Source organism: Burkholderia lata, from assembly GCF_000012945.1.
GTDB classification, from domain to species: Bacteria; Pseudomonadota; Gammaproteobacteria; order Burkholderiales; family Burkholderiaceae; genus Burkholderia; species Burkholderia lata.
In genome coordinates, this window is record NC_007511.1 from 1,546,809 (window position 1) to 1,572,374 (window position 25,566).

The window sequence follows — 25,566 nt, forward strand, 5'->3', positions numbered from 1 at the left end:
GCGATCCGCAGCGCCGGCGGCCTCGATGGGCGGGTTATTGCGTGGCGAGCGACGGCGTGCGGTCGAATTTCGCGAGCGCTTCCCACAGGCCGTTCAGGTAGACCGCGCCGAGCGCGCGGTCGTAGAGGCCGTAGCCGGGCTTGCCCGTCTCGCCCCAGATCATGCGGCCGTGGTCGGGGCGCACGTAGCCGGTGAAGCCGGTGTCGTGGTACGCCTTCACGATCGCGGCGATGTCGAGCGAGCCGCAGCTCGACAGGTGGGCGGTTTCCTCGAAATCGCCGTTCGCGTCGACCTTCACGTTGCGGATGTGCGCGAAGTGGATGCGGCCCATTGCGCCGAATTCGCGCACGAGTGCCTCGACGTCGTTCTGCGGGCCCGCGCCGAGCGAGCCCGAGCACAGCGTCAGCCCGTTGGCGGGCGTATCGACGATGCGCACGATTCGCGCGAGATCGTCGCGGTTCTTCACGATGCGCGGCAGCCCGAAGATCGGGCGCGGCGGATCGTCGGGGTGGATCGCCATCTTCACGCCGGCTTCTTCGGCGACGGGGATGATCGCCTTCAGGAAGTATTCGAGGTTCGCCCACAGCGCGGCTTCGTCGACGTCGCGATATTCGGCGAGCAGGGCCTTCAACTGTTCGGGCTGGTAGCTCGAATCCCAGCCCGGCAGCGCGATGCCGTCGTCCGGATCGATCCGGTCGACTGCGTCGGTGCTGAACGCGAGGCAGGTCGAGCCGTCGTCGAGCGTCTTCGACAGCTCGGTGCGCGTCCAGTCGAACACCGGCATGAAGTTGTAGCAGATCACGCGCACGCCGGCCGCGCCGAGATGGCGAATCGTCTGACGGTAGTGGTCGATCAGGCGGTCGCGGCCCGGCTTGCCGAGCTTGATGTCCTCGTGGACGGGCACCGATTCGACGACTTCGAACTGCAGGCCGGCGCGCTCGATCGTCGCCTTCAGCGCATCGATCTTGTGCGCGGGCCAGACTTCGCCCACCGGTTCGTCGTAGATCGCGGACACGATATGCGTGACGCCCGGGATCTGGCGGATGTATTGCAGCGAGACCGGATCGGACTCGCCGTACCAACGGAAAGACATCTTCACTGGAGCGGCTCCTGGCTGGCGGTTGATGCATCGGGCGGACGGGCGGCAGCGCGCCGGCCCCGTCTGCGGTGTGCGGATTATGATTGGTATGCCAGTTGTGCGGGATAGTGGTTTACCAGTTGTCGGGCTCGAAACCAGCCGGCATGGCACTGCGGGAATGGCACGGACGTGCCGGCGAACACGCCGAACCGGATGCTGACCGGAATTGGTGTACCATTTTGGCGATCCGGCGCCGCGACGGCGCCGGCCAGCCCGTTGCGAGCCTTTCGATGACCGATCTTTCCAGCCTGCCAGCCAGCCGCGATACCGATGCCGCGGACCGCTCCTATATCGGCCTTGCGCGGCAGATTCACGCGATGGTGGCCGCCGGCGCGTTCGAGGCGGGCGCGCGGTTGCCGTCCGAGCGCAGCCTGGCCGACCAGTTCGGCGTGAGCCGTACGCAGGTGCGCGAGGCGATCATCGCGCTCGAAGTGCAGGGGATCGTCGAGGTGCGGATCGGTTCGGGCATCTACGTATCGGCGGCCGACGCCGCGCGGCCGGTGACGTTCGAGGTGCCGCGCGGCCCGGGGCCGATCGAGACGTTGCGCGCACGCGGGCTGATCGAGGCGGAAGTCGCGGCGCTCGCGGCGACCGAACGCAAGGATGCGGATCTCGACCGGCTGTTTTTCTCGCTGACGACGATGCGCGAGCAGATGGACGACAAGCTCGCGTACGACGCGGCCGATCGCCAGTTCCACCTGCGTATCGCGGAATCGACCGGCAACACGGTGCTGCTGCACATGGTCACCGCGATGTGGGACTGCGCGCGCAGCGATCCGCTGTGGGACAAGATCGAGGAGCATTTTCACTCGACCGCGCTGCGCGAGGCGTCGCAGGAAGATCACCAGCGGATCTTCGCGGCGATCATGGCGCGCGATGCAACGGCTGCACGCGAAGCGATGCGTGCACACCTGTCGCGCGTGATCGCGGAATTCACTCAGGCGTGGCGCTGACGCGCATTCCGTCAGAGGAAACGGGTCGGCGTAACGTCACGTTCATGCGGCGGTGACGACAGGCGCGTGCGCCCCCCTTGTACGGCTTCTTCCAATTGCGCGACCGTAGGTTTTATGGTCTTGTTGCGGGATATCGCATCGACTCGAAAAAGGACAGTCGAATGCAGCCGGGCGATTCACACGGGGACCGATTGATCAGGGGAATCGGCGCACGTACGCGCGTACGTGTCGTCGTGCGCCGGCTGCTCATCATTTTGACGGCGGGCTTACTTGCCGCTGTGCTTCCTTCTGCGTTCGCCGCCTCTCCCGAAGCCGTTAACGACAACGTGCTGCGCGTGCTTGCATGGCCCGGCTATGCGGACAGCGATGTCGTCAGCGCGTTCGAGGCGCAATTTCACGTACGCGTCGAAGTGACGTTCGTCGATTCCGACGAAGCACTATGGACGCGGATGCACAGCGCGGCGCCGCCGCCTTACGACGTGCTGGCCGCGAACACGGCCGAGATCCAGCGCTATGCGCACGAACGCCTGCTCGCGCCGATCGACCTGTCGCGCATCCCGAACCGGCGACGGCAGTTGCCGAATTTCCAGCAACTCGCGACGATCGACGGGCTCGTGGAAGAGGGTGCCACGTATGCGATCCCGTTCACGTATTCGTCGATGGGGCTGATCTACGACCGCAAGCAGGTTCCGGCCGCGCCGCGCTCGATGCGGGAGCTGTGGAATCCCCGCTACCGCGGCAAGGTGCTCGACTTCAACAGCGCGCAGCACAATTTTTCGTTCACGGCGCTGGCGCTCGGCTATTCCGATCCGTTTCGCCTGTCGCCCGCGCAGACGCTCGCCGTCGCGCACAAGCTGATCGACCTGCGCCGCAACCTGCTGACGTACTACACGCTTCCTGAAGAGGCGACCGCGTTGTTCGTCCAGCATCGTGCGGCGCTGATGTTCGGCAACTACGGCACGCAACAGGTCGAACTGCTGCGACGTGCCGGCGCGGACGTCGGCTACGTGATTCCGGACGAAGGCGCGCTCGCATGGCTCGACTGCTGGGCCGTCACACGCGGCGCGCAACATCCGGAGCTCGCGTTCGCCTGGATCAATTACATGCTCGAACCGGCGATCGGCGCGCTGCTGACCGAACGCCAGGGTCTCGCGAATACGCTCGCGCCGTCGCCGGGCCTCGACACCGGGCACCAGCATCTCGTCTGGCTCCAGCCCGTGGAGGACATCGCGCGGCGCGAATCGCTGTGGAGCCGCATCGTGTCGGGCGACCGGCCGGAGCGGTTCGGAAAATGATCCGGCTCGGGCTCACGTCGAAACTGTCGGTGCTGTTCGCCTGCATCGGCGTGATCGCGTCCGGCGCGACCGGCTATTACACGTATCGCGCGAACCGCGCGATGCTCGTGCAGGAAGCGCAGCACAGCCTGCTGATGTCGACGCAACTGCTGGGGCAGCGCTTCACCACGGCGCTGTCCGACGTCGCGGACGATGCGCTCGTGCTCGCGCAGTTGCCGTCGTGTGCGCCGGTCTCGGGCGGCGACAACCGCGATGGCGCGCCACGCGCGCGGCTCGAGCAGGTGTTCTTCAGCTTCATGAGAAATCACCCGGAGTACCTGCAGATCCGGTTGATTGCGAGCGGGGATTTCGGGCTCGAACGCATCCGCGTCGATCGCGACGCACACGGCATCGTCGTATTGCCGGACAGTGCGTTCCAGGAGAAAGGACAGTTTTCCTATGTATTCGATACGCTCGCGACGGCGCCCGGTCATATCTACCTGTCGCCGATCGTGATCAACCACGAGACGGGGTCGCACGCGGCCGAAGGGCTGCCGATCCTGCGCGTGGGCACGCCGGTCGTCGACACGTCGGGCCGGACGGTTGGCGCACTCGTCGTCGATGTCGAGCTGTCGCGCGTGTTCGAGCGGCTCGAACGCGATTTGCCGGAAGACTATGCGGTGTATCTCGCGAACGAATGGGGCGATTTCCTCGTGCACCCCGATCCGTCGCAGACGTTCGGCTTCGATCGCGGCCGGCGCGTGCTGATGCAGGATCGTTTCGCCGCCACACGCGCGCTGTTCGACAGCGCGCGCGCAAACGTTACCCTCAATGGCCTGACCGATCCCGCTGCAGCATCGGGGCAGATGTTCGCGTTCGCGCGCACGCCGTTCGGGCATGACGAGGGCAACCGCTTCGTCGTGCTCGGGATGGGGCGCCCGCTGGCGGATGTGCTGGCGCCGGCCGGCATGCTCGGCGAACGGATCGTCCGGATGGTGCTCGTGTCGAGCTTGATGGCGGTGATCCTCGCGATCCTGTTCGCGCGCGCGATCACGCGGCCGCTGCAGACGCTCGCACGCGCCGCGACGCACGTGTTCGACGATCCGGTCGCCGAGCAGTTGCCGGTCGGGCGTGCCGACGAGATCGGCGTGCTCGCGCGCTGTTTCGACAGCATGCGTGTCGAGATCCGCACGCAGGTCGCGATGCTGCGTGCGAAGCAACTGGAGCTCACGCACCTCGCCGGCCACGATGCGCTGACCGAGCTGCCGAACCGCCTGCTGTTCATGGAGCATCTCGATACCGCGATCCGGCGTGCGGCCGCGATGCACGAAGGGCTGGCCGTGATGTTCGTCGATCTCGACCGCTTCAAGCAGATCAACGACCAGCACGGGCACTCGGCCGGCGACCGCACGCTCGTGGCGGTCGCCAAGCGGCTGAGCCTCGTGCTGCGCGGCGGCGACATGGTCGCGCGGCTCGGCGGCGACGAATTCATCGTGCTGATTGCGGACGTGCGCTCACCGGCGGTGATCGGCGACGTCGCGTCGCGCATCCAGCTCGTGATGGCGGAGGAACTGGAGTTCGGCGACCGGCGCGTGGCGGTGGGCGCGAGCATCGGCGTCAGCGAGTTTCCGGCTGACGGCGCATCGGCCGAGGAATTGCTCGTCAAGGCCGACGCGGCGATGTACGCGGCGAAGGCGTCCGCCCAGCGCGCGTTCGTGCGCTATCAGGAACTGGTCGGCAACGGGAGTGTTACCGGCACCGACAGCGGGACGGACGAAGCGGCCGGCCGTATCGCGTCGGGCGGCAGCCGGTGACGGCCGGCCGCTGATACGCGCGATGCAAACGCAACGAGCCCGTCTTGCGACGGGCTCGTTGCGTTTGCGGACTGCGCGCGAAGACGCGCAGCGGCGGGCTTAGTGGCCGAAGTAGATCGAGTCGCGCGGGTTTTGCACCTTGACGGCCGGTGCGCCACCCTGGACGGTCGCGGCCGGTTGCGCACCGTAGCCGCTGTTGTCGGCGCCATGCACGCGGGCTTGCGCGGCCTGGATGTCGGCCGGGTAGTACGGGCTCGACTGGCTCGGCTTGTAGCCGGCGCTTTCGAGTTGAACCAGTTCGTTGCGCACTTGGGCGCGGGTCACGGTGCTTTGAGCGAATGCGCCGAACGAGGCGGACAGGGCGACAGCGGCAACGACTGCGGAAACGAGCGATTTCATGATGACCTCCGATGTTTTTGGCTTTCCGCGTTCGACACCATGTCGTAAGCGGTTGATTACATCGTAGGCGCCGGTCGACCTAGGGTAAACGTGAGTTTCGGCGAAAGATCGTTGCAACCTGGGCAATAATTTCGAGATAAACGCCTTCTGTCCCTATTCGACATTGCCGGATGTGCAAGAGAGACGGGGCGGATGCGCGTGGCGCGGATGGCGTGCACGAAGGGGGCGCCCGGCGGCGGGGGCTGGGCGGAGAGGAGGCGGAGACGGGCTGCGACGCTGCCGGATCAGACGTCGTCGTCGATTTCCTTGCGCTCCCGTCGCTCCTCGTTGCCGCGGCGCGCGCGCAGGCGCTGGCGCGACAGCACGGCGATCACCTGCTGGGTCGGCGCGCCGGACGGGAGTTCGTTGCGGATGCGATCGGGCACCATGGGCAGGCCCGCGCGCTGCCGACGCAGCGCCTTGGCGATTGCCCGGCGGCATTCGTCACCGTGGCAATCCCATTCATCGCGGATTCTCTGGCAATAACGGCATTGTTCCATCGAGACAGTCTAACGCGTCTTCGGGAACGAGGCTGGACACTGGCCCCGACGCGTCACGTGCCGGCAGCGGCACCGGCGAGCGCTTTCGCATGAGACTGAAAGCGGCGATGTTCCTCCGGCGGCACGAGCGAGCCCCCCGTCGCCCAGATGACGTGCGTCGACTGCCGCAGGTCGATCGCGTGACGATGCACGTAGTCGCGGCCGGCCGGGGACCGCGTCAGCCAGCCGGGACCGCCGACGGCCGCGGCGGCCGACGGCTCGAGTTCCACGCCCGTCGCGTGTTGAACCGCAAGCAACTGCGCGTAGAGCTGCGCGTCGCTGACGGTGAAGACACCCGACAGCAGGGACGCCATCAGCGGACTGACGAGGTGCGATGCCTGCGCGACGGCCAGGCCGTCGGCCTCGGTCCGGTTGTCGAGTCCCACGTCGTAGACGGATACAGGCTTCCCGAGGCCGGCGGCCAGCTGGACCAGCATGCATGGCGACGCGACGGGCTCGGCGAAGAAGCAATGCACGTGCTCGCCGAACAGCGCCTTGAGGCCATGCGCGATGCCGCCCGGCGCGCCGCCGACGCCGCACGGAATATGGACGAAGAGCGGATGCGTCGCGTCCACGCGGCGGCCCGCCTCGGCGAGCTGCGCGGCGAGATGCCGGGCGCTGGCCGCGTAGCCGAGGAACAGCATCAGCGAGCCTTCGTCGTCGACGAAGTGGCTGCGCGGCTGATTGCGTGCCTGCGCGCGACCGGCTGCGACGGCTTGCGCGTAGTCGCCGTCATGTTCGATCACGCGAACGCCGCGTTGTCTCAGGCGCGCCTTCTTCCACGGCTTTGCATCGGTCGACATGTGAACGACCGACTCGAACCCCAGCGCGGAGGCCATCACGCCGATGCTCAGGCCGAGATTGCCGGTGCTGCCGACGATGACGGTGTGCGCGGCAAACCGTTCGCGTGCGGCGGCCGACGCGAGGATCCGGCGGTCACCCGCGGGTTCGAGCAACCCGTGTTCGATCGCGATCGACTCGGCGAGCGCGAGCACTTCATGAAAGCCGCCGCGCGCCTTGATCGAGCCGGCGATCGGCAACGCGTCGTCGCGCTTGATGAACCACGCGCCGTGTGTGTCCGCCGGGAGCGACAGCGTGCGCTGCAGGTTGTCTGCCGGCATCAGCGGCGATTCGATTTTTCCCGCGCTCGTCGCGAGTTCGGGAAACAGCTCGGCCATCAGCGGTTCGCAGCGCGCCAGCCGCGCTTCGGCCGTCGCAATGGCGCCGGGCCCCGGCGCGTCGTGCGGCAACGGGCTGCCGGCATGGGGATTCAACCACAGCAGCGGGTGGCGGGATTGCAGTCTGGCTAATAGATCGGCGGGCTGGAGTGTGACAGTCATGGATCGGTATCGCATCGGATAAACGAGAGTGCTGGCCGGAATGCTACGATCCGGGAAGCCTGCGCAAAAGCGCCGATTTCTAATGAATGCATTAGCCTGACTTATATCTATGCGACTCGACGGTTCGATCCTGGGTGCGTTGCACTGCTTTGAAACGGCCGGCCGGTTGCTGAGCTTCACGAAGACGGCACAGGCGTTCAACCTGACGCAAAGCGCCGTGAGCCAGCAGATCCGGAACCTGGAGGACCGGCTCGGTTATCCGCTGTTCGTGCGCCAGGCGCGCGGGCTGAAGTTGACCGAGAAGGGCGAGATCTTGCTCGGGACGATGTCGAGCGCGCTCGTCGACATCAATCGCACGCTTCAGGCGCTCGGCGTGTCGGACGCCCCGCTGCAGGTCAGCTGCCTGCCGTCGCTCGCGCTGCAATGGCTGATGCCGCGCCTGTCCGAATTTCACCGGCAACAACCGAACGTGCCGGTTCGCGTGAAGGCCGAGTTTCAGGTACTGGATCGTCAGGCGATGGAGAACGACGACATCGACGTCGCGGTGCGCTACGACCCGGTGCAATACGATCGGCTGCATGCCGAGGCGATCCTCGACGAAATTCTGTTTCCGGTCGCCACGCCGGCGTATCTGGCGCAGCATCCGGCCTTTGCCAGCGGGGAATCGCTGGACGGCGTCGTCCTGCTGCACGACGCCGCGCCGTGGGGCGGCGCGCCCGAATTCGTGGAGTGGCGCACGTGGCTGGACGAAGTCCGTCCGGCATGGATGGCGCAACTTGACGGCCCGCAGTTCAATTTTTCCAGCCTGGCAATCACGGCCGCGCTGAACCATCAGGGTGTCGCGATGGGGCGCGCCGCGCTGGTCCATGACGAGATCGCGAGCGGGCGGCTCGTGGATGTCTTCGGCACGCACGTGCGTGCGCCGGCGCGCTACATGCTGTTGTCACGCAATCCCGACGATCCGCGTACCGCAGTGTTTTCGGACTGGCTCAAGGCCGAGTGCGCGCGCTTCGATGCGGCGCGCTCGCATTTGCTTTCGGGCGGAGGCTGACGCGGGTCGTTTATGCGGCCGGATAGATGAATCGGAGTGCGAAGGAGGCAGGTGACGTAGACGGACGCAAACTACAATTTCCCGTCCGTCTCCATACGGATTGCTTGCGCGTGGACGGGGCTGGCAAGCGTTACTTGAGTTGCCAGATGCCCCAGATGGCGATCAACAGGCCGAGGCCGAATCCGCAGCCGAGCAACACGTAGGTTTCCATTTCATGCCTCTGAAAGCGCGGCAGCGCCGATGTGGGCATCAGCGCGCGAGCAGCAAAGTCGGTGACGTATCGTCCGCGCCGTCGGGCAGGGCGATACGCCGGGTCCGCGAATACTACGCTTCGCAGCTTTCAGAACGCATGCGCGATCGATGGCTTTGCGCCATCTCTTAGTGCTTGCCCGTGTGCGCGTTGTCCATCTGGGTAACGTGCGATCCGCCGTGGCGGAACACACCCGATTTCCAGATCATCTGCGACGCCGCGACGAGCACGAACAGCAGCACGACCATCCTGAAGAGGCGGGGCGACATCTTGTCCCGCAGCGGACGAACGAGCCACATGCCGGCAATGGCCGGCAGGCTGGCCGCCGCCGAGATCGCGAGGTCGGCGCCGCTCGCATGTGCGGCGCCGCTGAACGTCGTGATCAGCGTGACGATCGATACCACGAGGATGATCGCGATCTGCTTCGTGAAGACGCGTCCGGTTGCGCCGGACGAAATCAGGTAAGTGGCGAGCAGCGGGCCGGGAACCGACGCGATGCTCTCCATCAGCGCCGCACCGAAGCCGAGCGCGAAGCCGACAGGTTTTTGCCATGCATCCGGCAGGTTGAGTTTCGGTGCGGCGAGCATCAGCGCCGCAGCCACGATCAGCAGTGCGCCCGACGCCGCTTGCGCGTGCCCCGGATTGAGCGACAGCAGGATCGCGACGCCAACGATATTGCCGATCACGGTGCCCGCGATCGGCGCGGCGATCTTGCGTGCCGTCGCCAGCAACTGGCCGCCCTCCAGCGCCTGCGGAATGTTGCCCAGGATGATCGGCATCGACAGCAGCAGCACCGCATGCCGGATCGGCAGGAACTGGCTGAGTATCGGCATCGCGATCAGCGGCACGCCGATGCCCGTGATCCCCTTGGCCATGCCGCCCAGCAGCAGCGCAATGGCGATACCGGCCAGGTCGAACGCGCTGAGCCCCTGCAGGCTGGAGACCAGCACACCTTCAGTCAGATTGAAATGCATCATGGAATGGCATGTCGCGGCATATCCGGCAGCGAGCGCGGTCGATGGCGCACGTGGCGGTCGCGTGTGTCTTGCACGCATTTGTTCTGGATTGGCTTGAACCGGAAGTCGATCGTGTGGCGCCGCGCCGTTGTGCGGCCGGGGCCGCAGGCAATCGATAGGCGGTTCGAGGATGCATCTTACCTGAGCGTTGCGAAGGACATTCGGCGCCGGCCGCGGTGCGCACCGGAAGCGTCGGCGTGACCATTTCGGCAGTTCAATATAATTCACGATGGTTTGCCGTCTCATGTACGGTATTCATATCCTTGAACAAGGAGGTGTCGATGACGCTTGCCCAGTTGCAGGCCCTGGCGGCCGTGGTCGAACTCGGCTCGCTCACGGCTGCGGCTGATCGGTTGAGCCGCAGTCAATCCGCGATCAGTCATGCACTGACCGAGCTGGAAGACATCACGGAGGTCAAGCTACTCTGGCGCGACCGGCAGCCGGTCGTCCTGACGGCGGCGGGCGAACGCCTGTGGCCGTACGTCCAGAACGTGGTGCGGGAAGCACAGCTGTTGCGCCAGCAGTTCAGCCTGTCGCGCGGCAAGCTAGAAGGGAAGCTGGTGGTCGCGTCGCTGCCGAGCGTGTCGCTGGCGTTCGTCGTCCCGGCGCTCGAGGCGTTGAAGGAGATGCACCAGGGCGTGTCGGCGGTGCTGCTCGAAGGCACGGACAGCGAAGTCGAAGGGTGGATCGACGACGGCACGGCCGATGTCGGCGTGGTGGCCGGCGCGAAGACGTTCGCGCACAATCTGCCGCTGCTCGACGAGGACTTTGTCGCGGTGGCGGCGGACGGCATGTTCGCCGGCCGCAAGAGCGTATCGGCGAAGCAATTGTCCGCGGCGCCGTTCATTTTCTCGAAGGCAGGATGCGGGCCGGTGATCGCGGATTACTTCGCGCGCAGCGCCGTGCCGCTGCGGGCCGCGTTCAACGTGGTCGAGATGCGCACCATTCTGTCGATGGCCGAGGCCGGCATGGGCGTGTCGATCGTGCCGCGCATCACGCTCACGTACACGCCGTTCGGCGGCCGCGTGCTGGAACTGTCGCCCAGGCTGCATCGCTCGGTGCGGTTGTCGTGGAATACGGCCGGCAACGCGGTCGCAGATGAGTTCGTGCGGCTCGTCGACGCGCAACGCGCAAAGGCGGGGAAGGCGATCCACGCACGGGCGAGAAAGAGCCGGTAACGAGCGGCCGGTGCGATGAAAAGCGCTCATGGGCGGCTTGCAGTTTATTCATGCCGATGGCGTTCGAGATGCAATACATTGTTCGAACTTGCCCCTGACCGCTTCGCCCCGAAGGAGATTGCCGTGCCGGCCGTGCCTACCTTGCTTGCTTTCGGACTCGTGTCGCTCGGCATGGTGCTGACACCCGGGCCGAACATGATCTACCTGGTGTCACGCTCGATCTGCCAGGGCCGCCGTGCCGGGCTGGTGTCGCTCGGCGGCGTCGCGTCGGGGTTCGTTTTCTACATGGTCTGCGCGGCGCTCGGCATCACCGCGCTGGTGATGGCCGTGCCGTATGCGTACGACGCGCTGCGTTTCGCCGGTGCGCTTTATCTGGCGTACCTGGCATGGCAGGCGCTGAAGCCGGGCGGTCGCTCGGCGTTCCAGGTCCGGCAGTTGCCGCACGACAGCCGCGCCCGGCTCTTCACGATGGGCTTCGTCACGAACCTCGCGAATCCGAAGATCGCAGTGATGTATCTGTCGCTTCTGCCGCAGTTCATTTCGCCGGGGCATGGCAGCGTGCTTGCGCAATCACTGGCGCTCGGTTGCGTGCAGATTGCGGTGAGTGTCAGCGTGAATGCGCTGATTGCCTGCATGGCCGGCGGCATCGCGGGCTTTCTGGCAGGGCGGCCGGTCTGGGCGTCGGCTCAGCGCTGGTTGATGGGCACGGTGCTGGCCGGGCTGGCCGTGCGTATCGCACTGGAGTCGCGCAGCTAGCGCGCGTGGTTGGCGGTTTGCAGGATCACCGGATGCTGTCGAGCGGCGTCGCCACGAAAGCCCCCGGCATCGTCAGCCCTGGCAGTTGCCCTGCGCTTCGTTGCCGACGCGAACGGGCGCGGCTTTTTCACGGCGCCGGCTGCGCGTCGCGAGCCAGCACAGGATCGACCCGCCGCAGACCATCAAGGCGCCTTGCCAGAATTCGAGCGACAGCGGTGCATGCAGCAGCATCGCGGCGAGCATGGCGGCGAGCACCGGGGTGAAATACGACGCACCGACGATGACCGTCACGTTGCCGTGCATGATGCCGGTGTTCCAGGCCGCATAGCCGAACCCCAACGCGGATGCCGCCAGCACGACGTAGATGACCGCGTGCAGGCTGAACGTCATGCCGCCGCCGCCTTCGATCGCGAACTTGATCCAGAGCGCGAGCGCCACCAGCATGAAGAACGGCGTGACGCCGTTCTTGCCGTCGGCGAGGCGCGCCGTTACCGTGCAGTAGCCGGCCCAGATCAGCGCGCCGACGAACGCGAGGCCGTAGCTCAGCGGATTGTCCGCGACGTTGTGCAGCATGCCGGCCGGGTCGAGGCCCTGGTCGCCGCCGAGCACCCGGCAGATTCCGAGCATCGACAGCAGGACGCCGGGCACGACCAGCAGGTTGGCGCGCTGCTTGTTGAACACGATTGCCGCGACCAGCGTGAAGCTCGGCCACAGATAGTTGACCATCGCGACTTCGATCGCCTGCTGGCCGTTGCTTGCATAGCCGATCGACAGCGACAGGCACAGCTCGTATGCGACGAACAGCAGCCCGCCCCAGAGCAGATAGTTTTTCGGGAATTTGCTGAGATCGGGGAAGCCGATCGTCAACAGCAGAAGCGCGGATGCCACCGTATAGATCAGCGCGGCGCCGCCGGTCGCGCCGAGACTTTCGCTCACTCCACGAACGAGGGCGACGACGGAGGCCCACAACAACACCGCGCCAAGCCCGGCGAGCGTTGCCTTATTCTTGCGCTTCATGCTTCCTGCCTGTTTCAACATTCAAATTCGATTTCGGGTGATTCGGTTCCGCCTGCCCGTGCCGCGAGGGCAGGCGGAATGATCCGGTTGCTGCCGTCTCGCAGGGCGGCGGCAACCGGCAATGCCATGCAACCCGCTTACGCGGGATCCACGGGTACGTCGATCCAGATGGTCTTGATCTCGGTGTACTGGTCGTGCGCCCAGACCGACTTGTCACGGCCGCCGAACCCGGACTCCTTGTAACCGCCGAACGGCGTCGTCACGTCGCCTTCGCCGAAGCAGTTGACGGTCACGACACCCGCGCGGATCTCGCGCGACAGCCGGATCGCCAGGTTCAGGCTGCCGGTGTAGACCGAAGCGGCGAGCCCGTAGACCGAGTCGTTGGCCAGCGCGATCGCCTCGGCGATGTCGGTGAACGTCGTGACCGACAGGACCGGGCCGAAGATCTCCTCGCGGAACAGCCGGCTGTGCGGGCTCACGCCGTCCACCACGGTCGGCTCGACGAAGATGCCGCCGTCGGTCTGGCCGCCGAACGCGACGTGCAAGTGCTCCGCACCGGCCTGCTCGAGGTACGAACGCACTTTTTCGAAGTGGGCCTTGCTGACCATCGCGCCGATCCGGTGAGCCGGGTCGAGCGGGTTGCCCATCTTCCATTCGCGCATCTGCGTGCCGATACGCTGCAGCAGGTCGTCCTTGATGTCGGCATGGACGATCAGCCGCGACGAAGCCGAGCAGTTCTCGCCCATGTTCCAGAACGCGCCGTTGACGATGTGCTGCGCGACCGCGTCGAGATCGGGGGCGTCGGGCAGCACGACCGCCGGATTCTTGCCGCCGCACTCTAGCACGATGCGCTTCAGGTTGGATTCGGCCGCGTATTTGAGGAACTTCCGCCCGGTATCGGTCGACCCGGTGAAGCTCACCATGTCGACGTCCGCGTGACGGCCGAGCGGCTCGCCGACTTCCCTGCCGCCGCCCGGCAGCACGTTGAAGACGCCGGCCGGCACGCCGGCTTCGTGCGCGAGCTCCGCGACGCGCAAGGCCGTGAGCGTGGTTTCCTTCGCCGGCTTCACGACGATCGAGCAGCCTGCCGCGAGCGACGGGCCGATCTTCCACGCGAGCATCAGCAGCGGGAAATTCCACGGCAGCACGAGGCCGACGACGCCGATCGGCTCGCGCACGACCAGTGCCAGCGCGTTGCCGCCGACGGGCGCCGTGTTGTCGTAGATCTTGTCGATCAGCTCGGCGTGCCACCGGATCGTATGAATCGTCTCCGGCACGTCGATGGTCTGGCACTCGCGGATCGGCTTGCCGCTGTCGAGGCTTTCCATCGTCGCCAGTTCGTGCGCGTGCTGTTCGAGCAGGTCGGCAAACTTCAGCAGGACGGCCTTGCGGTGCGACGGCGCCAGCTTGCGCCAGCGACCGTCCTCGAACGCTTGCCGCGCATTGGCGACCGCGATGTCGACGTCGGCTGCATTGCATGCGCCGATCTGCGCGAGGACGGCATCGGTGGCCGGATTGACGGTCGCGAAGGTATCGCCGGAACTGGCCGTGCGGAATGCGCCGTCGATGAACGGCCCGGACGGGAACCGAAGCGCCGCGGCCAGCGCCGCATATTCAGGCGCGCTGAGCAGGTCGGTCATCAGGCCTGGCCTCCGGTGACGGCGGCGACTTCACGCTTGATGCCTGCCACGATCGTGGCCAGCGTCTGCTTTTCCGGTTCGTCGAGCGCGCGCAGCGGGGCACGTACGCCGCCCGCGCGCAGGCCCGCGAGTTCGCAGCCGTACTTGATCGACTGGACGAACTTGCCGCCTTCGAGGAAATCCATCAGCGGCATCATCGCGGACATGATCCGGCGGCCCTTGTCGAAGTCCTTCTCGATCGCGCACGCCTGGTACAGCGCAATGTGCTCGGCCGGCAGGAAATTCGAGCCCGCGCATACCCAGCTGCGCGCGCCCCATGCGAAGAACTCCAGCGCCTGGTCGTCCCAGCCGCACGACACGCTGATGTTCGGGAACTCGCGTACCAGCATGTGCAACTGGCCCGTCTGGCCCGAGCTTTCCTTGATCGCGACGATGTTCTTCGACGCGTCGCAGACGGTGCGGAAGAATTCGCGGTCCATCGACACGCTCATCCGGCCCGGGTAGTTGTACAGCATGATCGGCAGGTCGGCCGCGCGATCGATCTCCAGCGCGTGCGCCGCGTTTTCCTGCTGCGTGGGCAGCGCGTAGGGCGGCGAGCCGACCAGGATCGCGTCGGCGCGCACGGCCTTGGCCGCCTTCGCGTATTCGACGGAATCCTCGGTGCGCACCGCGCCGGTGCCGATCACGAGCGGCACGCGCGAGCCGATCACTTCACGCGCCCATGCGCCGAGATCGAAGCGCTCCTGCGCGGTGTGCGCATAGTATTCGCCGGTCGAGCCGCCGATGATGATGCCGTGTACGCCGGCCGCGATCAGCGATTCGATCACGTCGGCGAATGCGGTCTTGTCGATCTGGCCGGCGGCGTTCAGGGGCGTGATGGCCGGGGTGTAGATGCCTTCGAAATTCATGATGTTCTTCCGCGGAAAGGGAAACGGTCGGGTTGACGAACGGTGCGTCGCTGCGCGTGCAGCGGCGCGCCGGTGATGGGATCAGTGGTTGAGCGACGCGGCCTCTTGCAGGCTGAGCGAGCGTGTCTCGGGCGCCAGCGCGAGCGATGCGATCAGCCCGACGAACGAGACGGCGGCCGCTGCGTACATGGTGTTGCCGATGCCGACGGTCTGCAGCGCGATCGGCACGAGCCAGGTGCCGACGGCCGCGCCGATGCGTGACAGCGATGCGCCCATGCCGACCGCGAATGCGCGAATGTCGGTCGGGAAGATTTCATTCGGGTAGACGAGCTGCAGGACCTGCGCGCCGCCGATCAGCACCGCATACGCACCGAACAGCACGAGGATCAGCACGGCCGAGCCGCCCGAACAGGCGCCGAGGCCCAGCAGCGCGAGGCCCGACCAGAGGAAGCTGTGGATCACCATCGCGCGGCGGCCGAGTTCGTTGATGATCCACGTCGCGATGATGCAGCCGACCACGAACAGCAACGTGATCGCCACGGAGCCGAACGATTCCCACTTGCCGGTCAGGTGCAGCGCCTCGAGCACGCGCGGCGCGAACGAGTAGACGGCGAACACGGGAATCACGGAGCAGCTCCAGAACACCGATACGAACAGCATCCGCTTGCCGTAGCCCGAGTGCAGCAGTGCCCACAGCGAGATCTTCTTTTCGGTTTGCTCTTCCGGCAGGTTCTTCACCGAGAACGACGGGCCGTAGACTGTCCGGATCACGTCGTCGGCTTCGGCAACGCGCCCCTTGCTGAGCAGCCAGCGCGGCGATTCGGGCGTGCCGATGCGCACGACGAACAGCGCGAGACCGATCACGGCCGGGCTGGCCAGCACCCAGCGCCACGCATCGGGGCCGCCGCTGCCGAGGATGATGTTGCCGACGATGTACGCGAGCGCCGCGCCGAAGAACCAGATGATCGTCAGCATCGCGAGGCGCGGCCCGCGATACTTGCGCGGCATGAACTCGACGAGCAGCGAACCGGCGACCGGGTATTCGATGCCCACGCCGATGCCGATCAGGAAACGCAGCACGAACAGCGCTTCGCCCGAGTGGACCCACAGCTGCGCGAGCGAGCAGGCGAAGAAGATCACGGGGCCGAAGAAGTAGGGTTTCTTCCGCCCGAGGCGGTCGCTGAGCCAGCCGCCGATGAAGCCGCCGAAGAAGATGCCGATCAGCGCGGACGCGGCGACCATGCCTTGCCAGAAGCCGGTCAGGCCAAGCGCGTCGGAGAACTGCACCATCGCGACGCCGATGATGCTCAGCACGTAGCCGTCCATGAGCCAGCCGCCGCCCGAACGGATCGTGAGCAACTGGTGGAATCCATTGAGCGGAACATCCTCGATGGACATGTGATTCGTTGACATTGCCTGTCTCCTTCCATGAAATGGCGCACGGCATGCCGTCGCGCGATCTATTGATATGGTCTACTAAGCGTGATGCATGAATCGGTATCGGTTGTCCGGTGCTTCCTGACGGGTTACGCGCGTGGCGCCCCGGTCAGCTTTCGAGTCCTGCCTTGCGTTGCCCCCACCACAGGGTCGAGTTGACGCCGAGCGACAGGAACGGCTCGGGCGGGGTACGGTTCGGCCCCGACGTTGCCAGCAGGAAATCGACCAGGTCGCTGCGCTTGCCGGCCAGCCAGTCGGCGAGCAGCGTGCCCGTCACGGTGCCGCGCGTGATGCCGAGGCCGTTGCAGCACAGCGCGCCGTAGACGTTCGGCGCAAGCTGCCCGAAGAATCCCTTGTGGTTCTGCGACAGCGCCAGCGAACCGCTCCACGTGTACTCGAATTCGACGTCCGGCAGCATCGGGAAGCGGCGTTCGAACGACAACCGGTGCCGCTCGGCGAAACGCGGCAGGTACTTCTCGCGCGGACGGCCGTCGGGGTTGAAGCTGAAGCTGTTGCGCACCAGGATGCGGTTGTCGTGCGTGCGGCGCAGCGTGCTGCCGAACGGGTCGGCCGGGATCACGCCCCAGAACGGCTTGCCGCCCAGTTGCGCCTGTTCGGCGCCGGTCAGCGGCCGCGTCAGGCTCGCATACAGGAAGACCGGCAGCATCGTGTGCTGCAGGAAGCCGAAGCGCATGCCGAACGCGTTGTTCGCGAGCACCAGCTTGTCGACCGTGATCCGGCCGTTGCGGTGGGCGAGCACGATCTTGTCGCCGTACTCGACGTCGGTGATCGGCGTGTGCTCGTACAGCGTCACGTTCGGCGGCAGGCAGTCGGCCAACCCTTTCACGAGCGCCGACGGCTGGATCAGCACGGTGCCCGGTGTGAACAGCGCCTTCCGGTAGAACGACGTGCCGATGTGCGCGGGCAGATCCTTGCCCTCGATCATCTCGTACGGCTGGCCGAGCTTGTCGAGACCGCGGCGGTACGCGTCGAGCACGGCGATGCCGCGCGCTTCCACGGCCGCCTGGTATTTCCCGGACGCGCTCATCGCGCAATCGATGCCGTGTTCGGCAACGAGCCGGCGCAGGATCGTCTGGCCGAGCACGTTCAGCTTCAGCGTCGTCCTGGCAGTGGGGATGTCGCCGATGTAGTCGTCGGCGCCGATATCGTGCGGCAGGTCGATCGCGAAACCGGCGTTGCGCCCGGAGGTGCCGAAGCCGACTTCCTGCGCGTCGACCAGGATGATCTCGTCATCCGGGAAATTCAGCGCGAGCTGCCGGGCGGCGGCCAGGCCGGTGAAGCCCGCGCCCACGACGGCCCAGCGCGCGCTGGATTCCCCGCCGTGCGACGGCCTGGGCTGACGCTGCCGGCTGGTGTGGTACCAGCCGCACATCTTGTCGTCGGCTGGAAGCGAAGTGACCTTATGCATTCCTAAATCCAATATCGGTAAAGAGTCCTGATCGATCGCGTGGGAAGGCGGCGCACGTGAAAGCGTGCGCCGTCTGGTGCGGCCGTTAAAACTGGATGGGTACGTCCAGGCCTTCCGGGATCACGTACTCGGCCATGCGGCGGCGCGACAGCTCCATGTGGCTGCGGACCAGCTCGCCGGCACGCTGCGCGTCGCGCTGCGCAATCGCTTCGATGATCTCGTCGTGCTGCGTGACTGCGGTTTCCAGGTCGTGCTGCATGTCGCTCGTCGCCGGCGAGCGATAGAAAATCTTGCCGAGGCGGGCGTGATCGATCAGCACGCGGCGCAGGCTCGGCATCAGGTACGCGTTGCGCGCGATCCGGCCGATCTCGAAGTGGAACGCGTCGTTCTGCAGCACGCGCGCCTGCAGGTCGTTCTCCTCGATCGCGGCGCGAAACTGTGCCTGGATCGCCTTCAGCCGTTCCACTTCTTCCGCCGTCGCGTGGCTTGCCGCCAGCTGGGTCGTCGCGACGTAGATCAGCGGCGCGGCCAGGAAAAAGCTGCGCAGCGACTGATAACCCATCGGCGACACGCGGGCCGGCCGGTTCGGCTCGAGCTCGAGATAGCCTTCCGCCGCCATCTGGCGCATCAGTTCGCGCACCGGCGGGCGGGAGAGTCCGAATTCCTCGCTGAGCGCGAGCTCGTCGACCACGGCGCCGGGCGCGAGCTCCATGCTCACGATGCGTCGCCGCAGTGTCTCCGCCATTACGTTCTTGCGATCCGCCGAGCCGCCGGATTCGGCATCCGGTGAGGCGGTCTGAAGCTTCTGTCTGGACATGATTTCATTGTCTACAAACTGTAGACACAGTTTAGGTTGAGAATAGACCAAGCAAAAATAAGGGTTTACACCTTAACTCGTCGCGCGGGCGAGGCTGGCGCGGGCGCGGGTTGGCGTGCCCGGACATGCGTAGCTTAAAGGGACGAAGCCGGGAGGGCCGAATGGCGGGTATTGGCGGGGTGCCAGCGCCGCGTGTGCGGCCGGTTCAGACGAATCGGCGAAAGGGGCAGCCGGTCATGCGTCGTCGATGTGCCACGTCGCGCCGATTGCGGACAACGCGCGGCCGATCGAGTCGAGCATCGCGTCTCGCGACCGCCCGAGTGTCGTGGCCAGGAAGAAGCCGTCGTCGTCGGTCCACAGGTTGACCAGCGGCCAGCCGTCGGCGTCGCCACGGACTTCGAGCTGTCGTCGGTCGGGATCGATGTCGACACCGTCATGCGCTTGCCGCAACGCATTCGCGATGGCATCGAATGCGTCGGCCGACGGGATCGTGTGGATGCGGTATTCGAAACTCATCTGCATGGGCCGGTGGGCGAGGCGGGCAGTCTAACGCGTGTCAAGCCGCAACGCCCCGCAACGGCACTGCAACGAGCGCCCGTCGCAACGGGCGCCCGCCCGATCACCGTTCGTTGCGCTTCTTGCTCAGCTCGATCGTCTCGAACAGCTCGTAGTCGGCGGTCGGTTGCTGGTCGGCGCCCGGCGCGTGGTAGTAGCGCATCGTGATCGTCGTGTGACCGCCCGGCTTGCCCGGGTCGTGATCGAACACGGCGATCCCGTAGCCGGTGCCCGTATCGCGGCGCGCGGACCAGATCGCATCCTCGAGCGCATCGGCCGGCTCGCGCACGAACGTGTTCGGCGCCGTGCCCGGCACCGGCCGGTTCGGCTTCGTGAACACCTTCGCCCGCGCAAAGCCGGTCGCCGGGTTCTCGCCGTACACGTCGAGCGGCGCGCTGGTGCCGCCGCCGCCGAGGATCAGGTGGATCGTGCCGTGGCTCGTGTCGAACTTCGTGCGGTCCGGGTCGTTCGAGCCGACCGGACGCGGCTGCAGCGTCTCGACGACTTCGCCGGTCGTCGCGTCGACGCCCGCGCGGTGATTGCAGCCGCGCACCGGGTAGCTGCGCTCGTAGTCGTGATCGTGGCCGCACAGCACGAGGTCGACGCCGTAACGGTCGAACAGCGGCAGCCAGGCTTCGCGAATGCCTTTGTCGGAACCGTTGCCCGTCTTCGACGAACTGAGTGCGTCCTGGTGCATCTGCACGACGATCCAGTCGATGTCGTCGTCATGCGCGGCATGACGCAGCGTGTGTTCGAGCCAGCGCGTCTGCTCGCCGTTGCTGTAGCCGCGCACGTAGAACGACGTGCCGGGCTCGATCGGCGGGCGGCCCGTGCTCGCGGCCGGCACGAGCGGCGCAGGGCCGCCGACGAACGCGGCGGCGTCCTGGTACACCACATCGTCCGCATCGAGCGACACGAACAGCACCGAGCTCACGCGGAAGCTGTACCAGCGGCCCTGGAAGCGCGTGCCGTTCTCCGGCAGCGTATAGCGGGCGAGATATGAGTCGAGCCCCTGCGGGCCGTTGTTGAACTCGATCTCGTGATTGCCGGGGCACGGCATCCACGGACGATTCGCGGCCGACGTCTGGTTGTTGTTGCCGAAATCGCGCCACACCTCGGGCTGGTGCGCGGGGTTCAGGTTCGCATAGCAGAGATCGCCGTTCAGCAGGTGGAACAGCGGCTGGAACTGCTCGACGGCCTGCACCGCGAAGCGGCTTTGCGGCGACGACAGCACCCACGCGCCGTTCGGCGTCGCGAGATCGCCGTAGCTCGTGAAGCGGAACGGCGCGCGGCCGCGTGGCGCGGTCGAGAAATTCGCGGAGAACGGCTGCGCGGCGTTGCTGTCGTTGTCGGCTGTGATCTCGTAGCGGTAGCGCGTATTCGGTTTCAGCCCGTGCACGCGTGCGTGGTACGCGAATACCGTCTCGCCATTCAGGCCGTCGGTGTACAGGCGCTGGACGCCGTGCACGGTGCGCGCCGGCTCGCCGTCGGCGACGATGCGCGCGCGCGGATTGACGGCCGACGCGAGCGAGGCCCACGAGATCACGACTTCCGACGTCGGGTCGTTGCCCCACGTCAGGTGGACCTGTTCGGGCGTGCCGTCCGGGTTCGACGCGGCGGCCCTGGCTGCCGCGAGGCCACCGGCGGCGGTGGCGAGGCCGGATACGCCGGCGAGTTTCAGGAAGCCGCGACGCGAGACGGACGCGGCCGGCTCGTTCGGCTGGATCGGGGAGTTGTCCTGGTTCGACATGGTCGGTGTTTTCGTTGGTGGAGACGCGAGATGTGGAACCGCCTGGCCGGGTGCAAGGCGTGGCCGGGGCGTGAGCCGGAAACGAGCGGGATCCCGGTGCCGAACATTGTCGAAGGGCAGTTTTGCCGGGTTGTGACAGCAGTGCAACCCCGCGCAAGCGTTGGCCCATACCCGAACTCGTGGGGCGCGGCATCCGGTCCGCGCCACACGCGTGCGATTCCGTCGAAATTTATTTGCAGACCTCGCGACGGATTCCGTTCGCCCGCGCCGTTTAACGCATGAACGGCCGCTTCCGGTCGATACCCGCTACCTCGGAGTCTTTCATGAAGCTTTCCACCTCATTGCGGTTTGCCGTGGCATGCGTGGCCGCGCTCGCTGCGTCCGCTGCGTTCGCGCAGGCCGTCATCGTCGCGCCGTACGCGCCGCCGGCGCCTCGCGTCGAAGTGATGCCGGCGCCGCGCGCGGGCTACGTGTGGGACCAGGGCCACTGGCACTGGCGGCAGGGCCGCTACGTGTGGATTCCGGGCCACTGGCAAGTGGTTCGCGTCGGCTATCACTGGGTGCCGGGCCACTGGGCCGCACGCGGCCCGGCCTGGCGCTGGGTTCCGGGTCACTGGGCCTGATGCGCGTGCCGTCGCACGGCACGCGGTGCCGGCGCGGTGGCGCTTTCCTGCAACGTCATGAGGCGCAGCCATGCCTTTTCGAACCGTGGTGATACTCGCGGCCGCAGCCATCGTGCTGGCCGGCTGTGTCGTGGTGCCGGCGCGTCCGGCCTATTACCGGCCCGCGCCGGTCGTCGTATATTGAGCACGCCGGCCGCCGCTCACGCGACCGGGCGGCCGGCACCCGATCGACACGATCGCCATGCAGCCTGAAACGGATGCCGATGAAACGGACCTTGCCGAGGCCGTGTGCGATGCGCGCGGCGATCCTGAACCGCCAGTGTGGCGGGGCCGGGTAATGGCGCGGCGCATGCAAGGAGAGCACGACGATGAGCTTCAGTCCGCCGGCGGGCGCATCAACGATCGCGCCGCGGCACAGACGCGCGATGCGCTGGAGCGCACGGCGTTGAGCGACGGCGATCCGGACGCGGCCCTGGTCGCACGGGTTGGCGCGCGCGACGCGTCGGCCGTGCGCATGCTCGTCGCGCGCAAGCTGCCGCGGCTGCTCGCACTCGCGACACGCATGCTCGGCGATCGCACGGAAGCCGAGGACGTCGCACAGGAGACGTTCTTGCGGATCTGGAAACAGGCGCCGGGCTGGCGCGAAGGCGAGGCACGGTTCGACACGTGGCTGCATCGCGTCGTGCTGAATCTGTGCTACGACCGCTTGCGCGGCCGCCGCGAGGAACCGGTCGACGTGTTGCCCGACGTACCCGATCCGCAACCGGAGCCGGCCGCCCGTGCGGAGATCCGCTCGCGCGACGCGCGCGTGCGGCAGGCGCTCGCGGCGTTGCCCGCGCGGCAGCGCGAAGCGCTCGTGCTCCAGTACTATCAGGAAATGTCGAACGTGGAGGCGGCCAACCTGATGGGCATTACCGTCGACGCGCTGGAAAGCCTGCTCGCGCGTGCGCGGCGAAACTTGCGCGCGCAACTGGCCGGCGATTCACCTAGCGAGGACATCCGATGACACCCGAACGATTTCGTACCATCGTCGCCGCGTACGGCTCGGATGCGCGGCGCTGGCCGGACGGCGAGCGCGCGGCCGCCGAGGCGTGGGCGCGCGCGCATCCGGGCGACGCATTGGCCGCGCTGGACGATGCCGCCGAACTCGATGCGTGGCTCGCCAACGATACGGTCGCACCGCCCGCGCCGGCGCTCGTCGAGCGCATCGTCGCGACGGCGCCCGCACCGCGGCGTGTGCGTCGGCGCGGCGCCGTGTGGTGGTCGGGCGCGGCATTCGCGGGCGTGGGCCTGGCCGGCGCGCTCGCGGGCGCGGTGGCCGTGTCGATGCTGATGCTCGGCAGCGTGCCGCCTGCGCATGAGCCGGGCTATCTGACAACGACGTTCGGTGGGCCGAGCGTGGACTGGAGTGATGAATGAGTGAGCGTGGCTGGAAATTCGTCCTCGTCGGTTCGGTCGTGCTGAATGTGTTCATGCTCGGCGCGATCGGCGGCGGCGCATATCAGTGGTTTTCGACGCATCGCGACCTGCGGGCCGCGGGCGCACCGGCGTCGCGCACCGCACTGCGTTTCGCCGCGGACGAATTGCCGGACACGCGCCAGCAGGAATTCGCCGCGGCACTGAAGGCGGCGCGCAAGGACGGCCGCGATTTCGCACGGGAAGGGCGCGACGACCGGATCACCGTGCTGGATCTGCTCGCCGCGCCGCAACTCGATCGCACGGCGATCGACGCCGCGCTGGACCGCACGCGTGCGGCCGATACCGCGCTGCGTACGCAGGTCGAGCGCAGCGTCGTCGATTTCGCGGCGACGCTGACGCCGGACGAGCGCGCGAAGTTCGTCGACGGATTGCGGCGTAGCGGTAACTGGCGGTTGCCGCCGAAGTTTCAGAAGAAGCAGGGCGACGCGGCGAGCAAGTAAGCCAACGCCGCGCGGGCTACGTGCGGCGGCATGCGCTTTCAGTGACACGCAACCCGGTGCGGTAGGCTGATCCGCAAGGTTTGCTTGCAGGCAGGCTTCAGCGAAGGATCGCGAAAGGCAACCGTAACTGCGCAATGATGCTGGCACGTTCAACGTGCCAGCATCCACGCGGAGATCGCGTCGACCACGCCGCTCTCCAGGCCATTGAAGCCGTGATAGGCAAACGCTTCGCACGGATCGCCCCGGGACGTGCCGCCCGACACGATCATCAGTTCGGCCTTCGAAGACTGGTCCAGCTTCTTCAACAGCGTATCCGTTTCGGACACCGGACAATACTTGCAACCGTCTTTCTCGTGGTGAACGACGAGCACCGGAATCCTGAGGCTGGCCAGGTTCATGTCGGTGACCGCGGTACCGCCTCGATCTTCGCGGAGGATGGTGGACGTCAGCACGATACCGTCGGGCCCGCCGCCGCCGGCCAGTGCAATCGCAATGGACGCGGCGGACTGGGTGCCGCGGCTCGTTCCGACCAGCCACACCGGTACGTGCAGTTGCTCCCGCAACCAGGCGATCACGGCACGCGCATCGTCGGCGTGTTCCTGCGAGAGTCGAAAGCCGTTGAGGTAGGGCGCGGATTGCCGGTCGCTCGGTGCATCGATGACCGCGACGGCGATGCCGTCGTTCACGAACAGCTGCCTGGTGCGGACGAGAAAGTTGCCTGCGCCCCATCCAAATCGTCCGGACGGTTCCAGTTGCAGCCCGCCATGTCCGCCGGCATACAGAATGGCCGCGGCCTTCGGTGCGTCCGGCGCGATGAAGAGAAACCGTTGCGTCACGCCGGGACGGGTCGGAATGTCGACGACCTTGGGCTGGCTCTGCGCATGCGCCGGATAGCCGTGCAGCGTCAGCGCGACGGCAAGCAGCCACGCGCGGGTCCAGCGCGACGGCGGACGCATCGAACCGACCCAACGAAACCGGGCACGCAAGCTGACGGGAAGAGTGGGCATCGTAGCGGTGGCCGGCGCATTCCGCCGTGGCAGGCGGGAATGCGGCAGCTTCTCCTGGTCAATGTTGTGGCGTCTTGTCGACGCAGTGTGATGCGATGCGTGTCGAGCCGTGTTGGCTCGAACGGTCGTCACCTTCCCGACGTCCAACGCTCAATGCGATTCGACGAACTGAATGATTTCGCCGTTGTCGCGCTTGAGATAGAGGTCGTCACCCTTCACGCGAACGTCGTTGCACGAATACGGGATCTTGCGGCCCTTGCTGCAGATCTTGCCGTCCTCGGCCTTCCAGTCGCCGTGATCGGCAAATCCCTGGCTCGACTTGAAATCGTAGTCGCCACTATTGCCGTACTGGACATGCCACTGGGTACCGTCCGCCAGTTTGATGTCGAAGGCCTTGCCCGCCAGACGTTGCTGGATGTCCGACGCGGCAGGCGTGGTGGAACCTTCGGGAAAGGTCGCTTGATCGGCAAAAGCGAGGGCGGGAGTCAGCAGGAGGATGGCGAGCAGCTTGGTCATGGTCAGTCTCCGGTTGTACCGAATTCTTGCTTTGGGGCGAGACATTCCATTGAGTCTAGGTGGCTTTCGGGGAACGGCAAGCGTCCCGGCGGCTGCGGCCGGCGAGTCTGCCGACGGGATTCATGCCGGTCAGGCCAGTGAAAGCCCGTTAGCCGAATGTCGAAATGTGCCCGTCCTTCGCAGGGACACGGCACCCCGATA

At 66.5% G+C, this 25,566-nt stretch carries 25 protein-coding genes; 10 read left to right on the top strand and 15 right to left on the bottom strand.

Annotated elements, in window-relative coordinates; all coding sequences use genetic code 11:
• Positions 1–34: 34 nt before the first annotated feature.
• On the bottom strand, positions 35–1,099 hold the full coding sequence (uxuA, locus tag BCEP18194_RS29570) for a mannonate dehydratase (RefSeq protein WP_208860727.1): 1,065 nt from the start codon (positions 1,097–1,099) through the stop codon (positions 35–37).
• Positions 1,100–1,368: 269 nt separating this feature from the next.
• Here uxuA and BCEP18194_RS29575 point away from each other — a divergent pair, with 269 nt between their 5' ends.
• The 3 genes from BCEP18194_RS29575 to BCEP18194_RS29585 all read left to right on the top strand — a co-directional run bounded on the left by BCEP18194_RS29575 (position 1,369) and on the right by BCEP18194_RS29585 (position 5,179).
• Positions 1,369–2,091 (top strand): FadR/GntR family transcriptional regulator, encoded by a 723-nt coding sequence (locus BCEP18194_RS29575; protein WP_011354963.1) that lies wholly within the window; start codon positions 1,369–1,371, stop codon positions 2,089–2,091.
• A 161-nt stretch (positions 2,092–2,252) separates the two neighbouring features.
• Positions 2,253–3,386, top strand: a complete 1,134-nt coding sequence (locus BCEP18194_RS29580; RefSeq protein ID WP_011354964.1) for an extracellular solute-binding protein — start codon at positions 2,253–2,255, stop codon at positions 3,384–3,386.
• Complete coding sequence (locus BCEP18194_RS29585) at positions 3,383–5,179, top strand: GGDEF domain-containing protein (RefSeq protein ID WP_011354965.1); 1,797 nt, start codon at positions 3,383–3,385, stop codon at positions 5,177–5,179. Before BCEP18194_RS29580 ends, BCEP18194_RS29585 begins: the two co-directional genes overlap by 4 nt.
• Positions 5,180–5,278: 99 nt before the next feature.
• Here the strand turns inward: BCEP18194_RS29585 and BCEP18194_RS29590 are convergent, their stop codons facing one another.
• From BCEP18194_RS29590 to BCEP18194_RS29600, 3 genes are all read right to left on the bottom strand, one after another.
• A complete protein-coding gene (locus BCEP18194_RS29590) occupies positions 5,279–5,578 on the bottom strand; it encodes a DUF4148 domain-containing protein (protein ID WP_011354966.1) in 300 nt (99 codons plus the stop codon).
• Positions 5,579–5,862: 284 nt separating this feature from the next.
• Positions 5,863–6,117 carry a hypothetical protein gene (locus BCEP18194_RS29595; RefSeq protein WP_027791787.1) on the bottom strand — a complete coding sequence of 85 codons (255 nt, stop codon included), beginning with the start codon at positions 6,115–6,117 and terminating at the stop codon, positions 5,863–5,865.
• Positions 6,118–6,170: 53 nt separating this feature from the next.
• Positions 6,171–7,496 carry a D-serine ammonia-lyase gene (locus BCEP18194_RS29600; RefSeq protein ID WP_041493278.1) on the bottom strand — a complete coding sequence of 442 codons (1,326 nt, stop codon included), beginning with the start codon at positions 7,494–7,496 and terminating at the stop codon, positions 6,171–6,173.
• Between the two features lie 109 nt (positions 7,497–7,605).
• Here BCEP18194_RS29600 and BCEP18194_RS29605 point away from each other — a divergent pair, with 109 nt between their 5' ends.
• The gene (locus BCEP18194_RS29605) at positions 7,606–8,547 is read left to right on the top strand and encodes a LysR substrate-binding domain-containing protein (protein WP_011354969.1); all 942 of its coding nucleotides are present in this window, start codon (positions 7,606–7,608) and stop codon (positions 8,545–8,547) included.
• 378 nt (positions 8,548–8,925) lie between these two features.
• On the opposite strand, the gene BCEP18194_RS29610 is transcribed toward BCEP18194_RS29605, so the two are convergent.
• The gene (locus BCEP18194_RS29610; RefSeq protein ID WP_011354971.1) at positions 8,926–9,774 is read right to left on the bottom strand and encodes a sulfite exporter TauE/SafE family protein; all 849 of its coding nucleotides are present in this window, start codon (positions 9,772–9,774) and stop codon (positions 8,926–8,928) included.
• Positions 9,775–10,094: 320 nt separating this feature from the next.
• Here BCEP18194_RS29610 and BCEP18194_RS29615 point away from each other — a divergent pair, with 320 nt between their 5' ends.
• Both BCEP18194_RS29615 and BCEP18194_RS29620 read left to right on the top strand, forming a co-directional pair.
• Positions 10,095–10,991 carry a LysR family transcriptional regulator gene (locus BCEP18194_RS29615; RefSeq protein WP_041493555.1) on the top strand — a complete coding sequence of 299 codons (897 nt, stop codon included), beginning with the start codon at positions 10,095–10,097 and terminating at the stop codon, positions 10,989–10,991.
• Positions 10,992–11,114: 123 nt separating this feature from the next.
• Positions 11,115–11,747: a LysE family translocator gene (locus tag BCEP18194_RS29620; RefSeq protein ID WP_041493556.1), complete on the top strand. Its 633-nt coding sequence runs from the start codon at positions 11,115–11,117 to the stop codon at positions 11,745–11,747.
• 72 nt (positions 11,748–11,819) lie between these two features.
• Here BCEP18194_RS29620 and yddG read toward each other — a convergent pair whose 3' ends face one another.
• The 8 genes from yddG to BCEP18194_RS29660 form a co-directional block, all read right to left on the bottom strand.
• A complete protein-coding gene (gene yddG, locus BCEP18194_RS29625) occupies positions 11,820–12,764 on the bottom strand; it encodes an aromatic amino acid DMT transporter YddG (protein WP_157687302.1) in 945 nt (314 codons plus the stop codon).
• A gap of 137 nt (positions 12,765–12,901) precedes the next feature.
• A complete protein-coding gene (locus BCEP18194_RS29630) occupies positions 12,902–14,404 on the bottom strand; it encodes an aldehyde dehydrogenase (RefSeq protein ID WP_011354975.1) in 1,503 nt (500 codons plus the stop codon).
• Positions 14,404–15,312 carry a dihydrodipicolinate synthase family protein gene (locus tag BCEP18194_RS29635; RefSeq protein WP_011354976.1) on the bottom strand — a complete coding sequence of 303 codons (909 nt, stop codon included), beginning with the start codon at positions 15,310–15,312 and terminating at the stop codon, positions 14,404–14,406. Before BCEP18194_RS29635 ends, BCEP18194_RS29630 begins: the two co-directional genes overlap by 1 nt.
• Before the next feature lie 81 nt (positions 15,313–15,393).
• Positions 15,394–16,725, bottom strand: coding sequence for an MFS transporter (locus BCEP18194_RS29640; RefSeq protein ID WP_011354977.1), 1,332 nt, complete (start codon positions 16,723–16,725; stop codon positions 15,394–15,396).
• Between the two features lie 133 nt (positions 16,726–16,858).
• Positions 16,859–18,178, bottom strand: coding sequence for an NAD(P)/FAD-dependent oxidoreductase (locus tag BCEP18194_RS29645; protein WP_011354978.1), 1,320 nt, complete (start codon positions 18,176–18,178; stop codon positions 16,859–16,861).
• An 85-nt stretch (positions 18,179–18,263) separates the two neighbouring features.
• Positions 18,264–18,995 carry a GntR family transcriptional regulator gene (locus BCEP18194_RS29650; protein WP_011354979.1) on the bottom strand — a complete coding sequence of 244 codons (732 nt, stop codon included), beginning with the start codon at positions 18,993–18,995 and terminating at the stop codon, positions 18,264–18,266.
• A gap of 234 nt (positions 18,996–19,229) precedes the next feature.
• Positions 19,230–19,511: a hypothetical protein gene (locus tag BCEP18194_RS29655; protein ID WP_244273106.1), complete on the bottom strand. Its 282-nt coding sequence runs from the start codon at positions 19,509–19,511 to the stop codon at positions 19,230–19,232.
• Between the two features lie 103 nt (positions 19,512–19,614).
• On the bottom strand, positions 19,615–21,300 hold the full coding sequence (locus tag BCEP18194_RS29660) for a purple acid phosphatase family protein (RefSeq protein ID WP_011354981.1): 1,686 nt from the start codon (positions 21,298–21,300) through the stop codon (positions 19,615–19,617).
• Positions 21,301–21,623: 323 nt separating this feature from the next.
• On the opposite strand from BCEP18194_RS29660, the gene BCEP18194_RS29665 reads away from it, so the two are divergent.
• The 4 genes from BCEP18194_RS29665 to BCEP18194_RS29680 all read left to right on the top strand — a co-directional run bounded on the left by BCEP18194_RS29665 (position 21,624) and on the right by BCEP18194_RS29680 (position 23,842).
• The gene (locus BCEP18194_RS29665) at positions 21,624–21,923 is read left to right on the top strand and encodes a YXWGXW repeat-containing protein (RefSeq protein WP_011354982.1); all 300 of its coding nucleotides are present in this window, start codon (positions 21,624–21,626) and stop codon (positions 21,921–21,923) included.
• 241 nt (positions 21,924–22,164) lie between these two features.
• Positions 22,165–22,929, top strand: coding sequence for an RNA polymerase sigma factor (locus tag BCEP18194_RS29670; RefSeq protein WP_081436671.1), 765 nt, complete (start codon positions 22,165–22,167; stop codon positions 22,927–22,929).
• The gene (locus tag BCEP18194_RS29675; protein ID WP_011354984.1) at positions 22,926–23,342 is read left to right on the top strand and encodes a hypothetical protein; all 417 of its coding nucleotides are present in this window, start codon (positions 22,926–22,928) and stop codon (positions 23,340–23,342) included. Before BCEP18194_RS29670 ends, BCEP18194_RS29675 begins: the two co-directional genes overlap by 4 nt.
• Positions 23,339–23,842, top strand: a complete 504-nt coding sequence (locus tag BCEP18194_RS29680) for a periplasmic heavy metal sensor (RefSeq protein ID WP_011354985.1) — start codon at positions 23,339–23,341, stop codon at positions 23,840–23,842. Before BCEP18194_RS29675 ends, BCEP18194_RS29680 begins: the two co-directional genes overlap by 4 nt.
• 149 nt (positions 23,843–23,991) lie before the next feature.
• Here BCEP18194_RS29680 and BCEP18194_RS29685 read toward each other — a convergent pair whose 3' ends face one another.
• Together BCEP18194_RS29685 and BCEP18194_RS29690 are read right to left on the bottom strand one after the other, a co-directional pair.
• Entirely contained in the window at positions 23,992–24,798 is an 807-nt protein-coding gene (locus BCEP18194_RS29685; RefSeq protein WP_011354986.1) for an alpha/beta hydrolase, read from the bottom strand.
• A gap of 201 nt (positions 24,799–24,999) precedes the next feature.
• Entirely contained in the window at positions 25,000–25,365 is a 366-nt protein-coding gene (locus BCEP18194_RS29690; protein ID WP_011354987.1) for a hypothetical protein, read from the bottom strand.
• Positions 25,366–25,566: the final 201 nt, after the last annotated feature.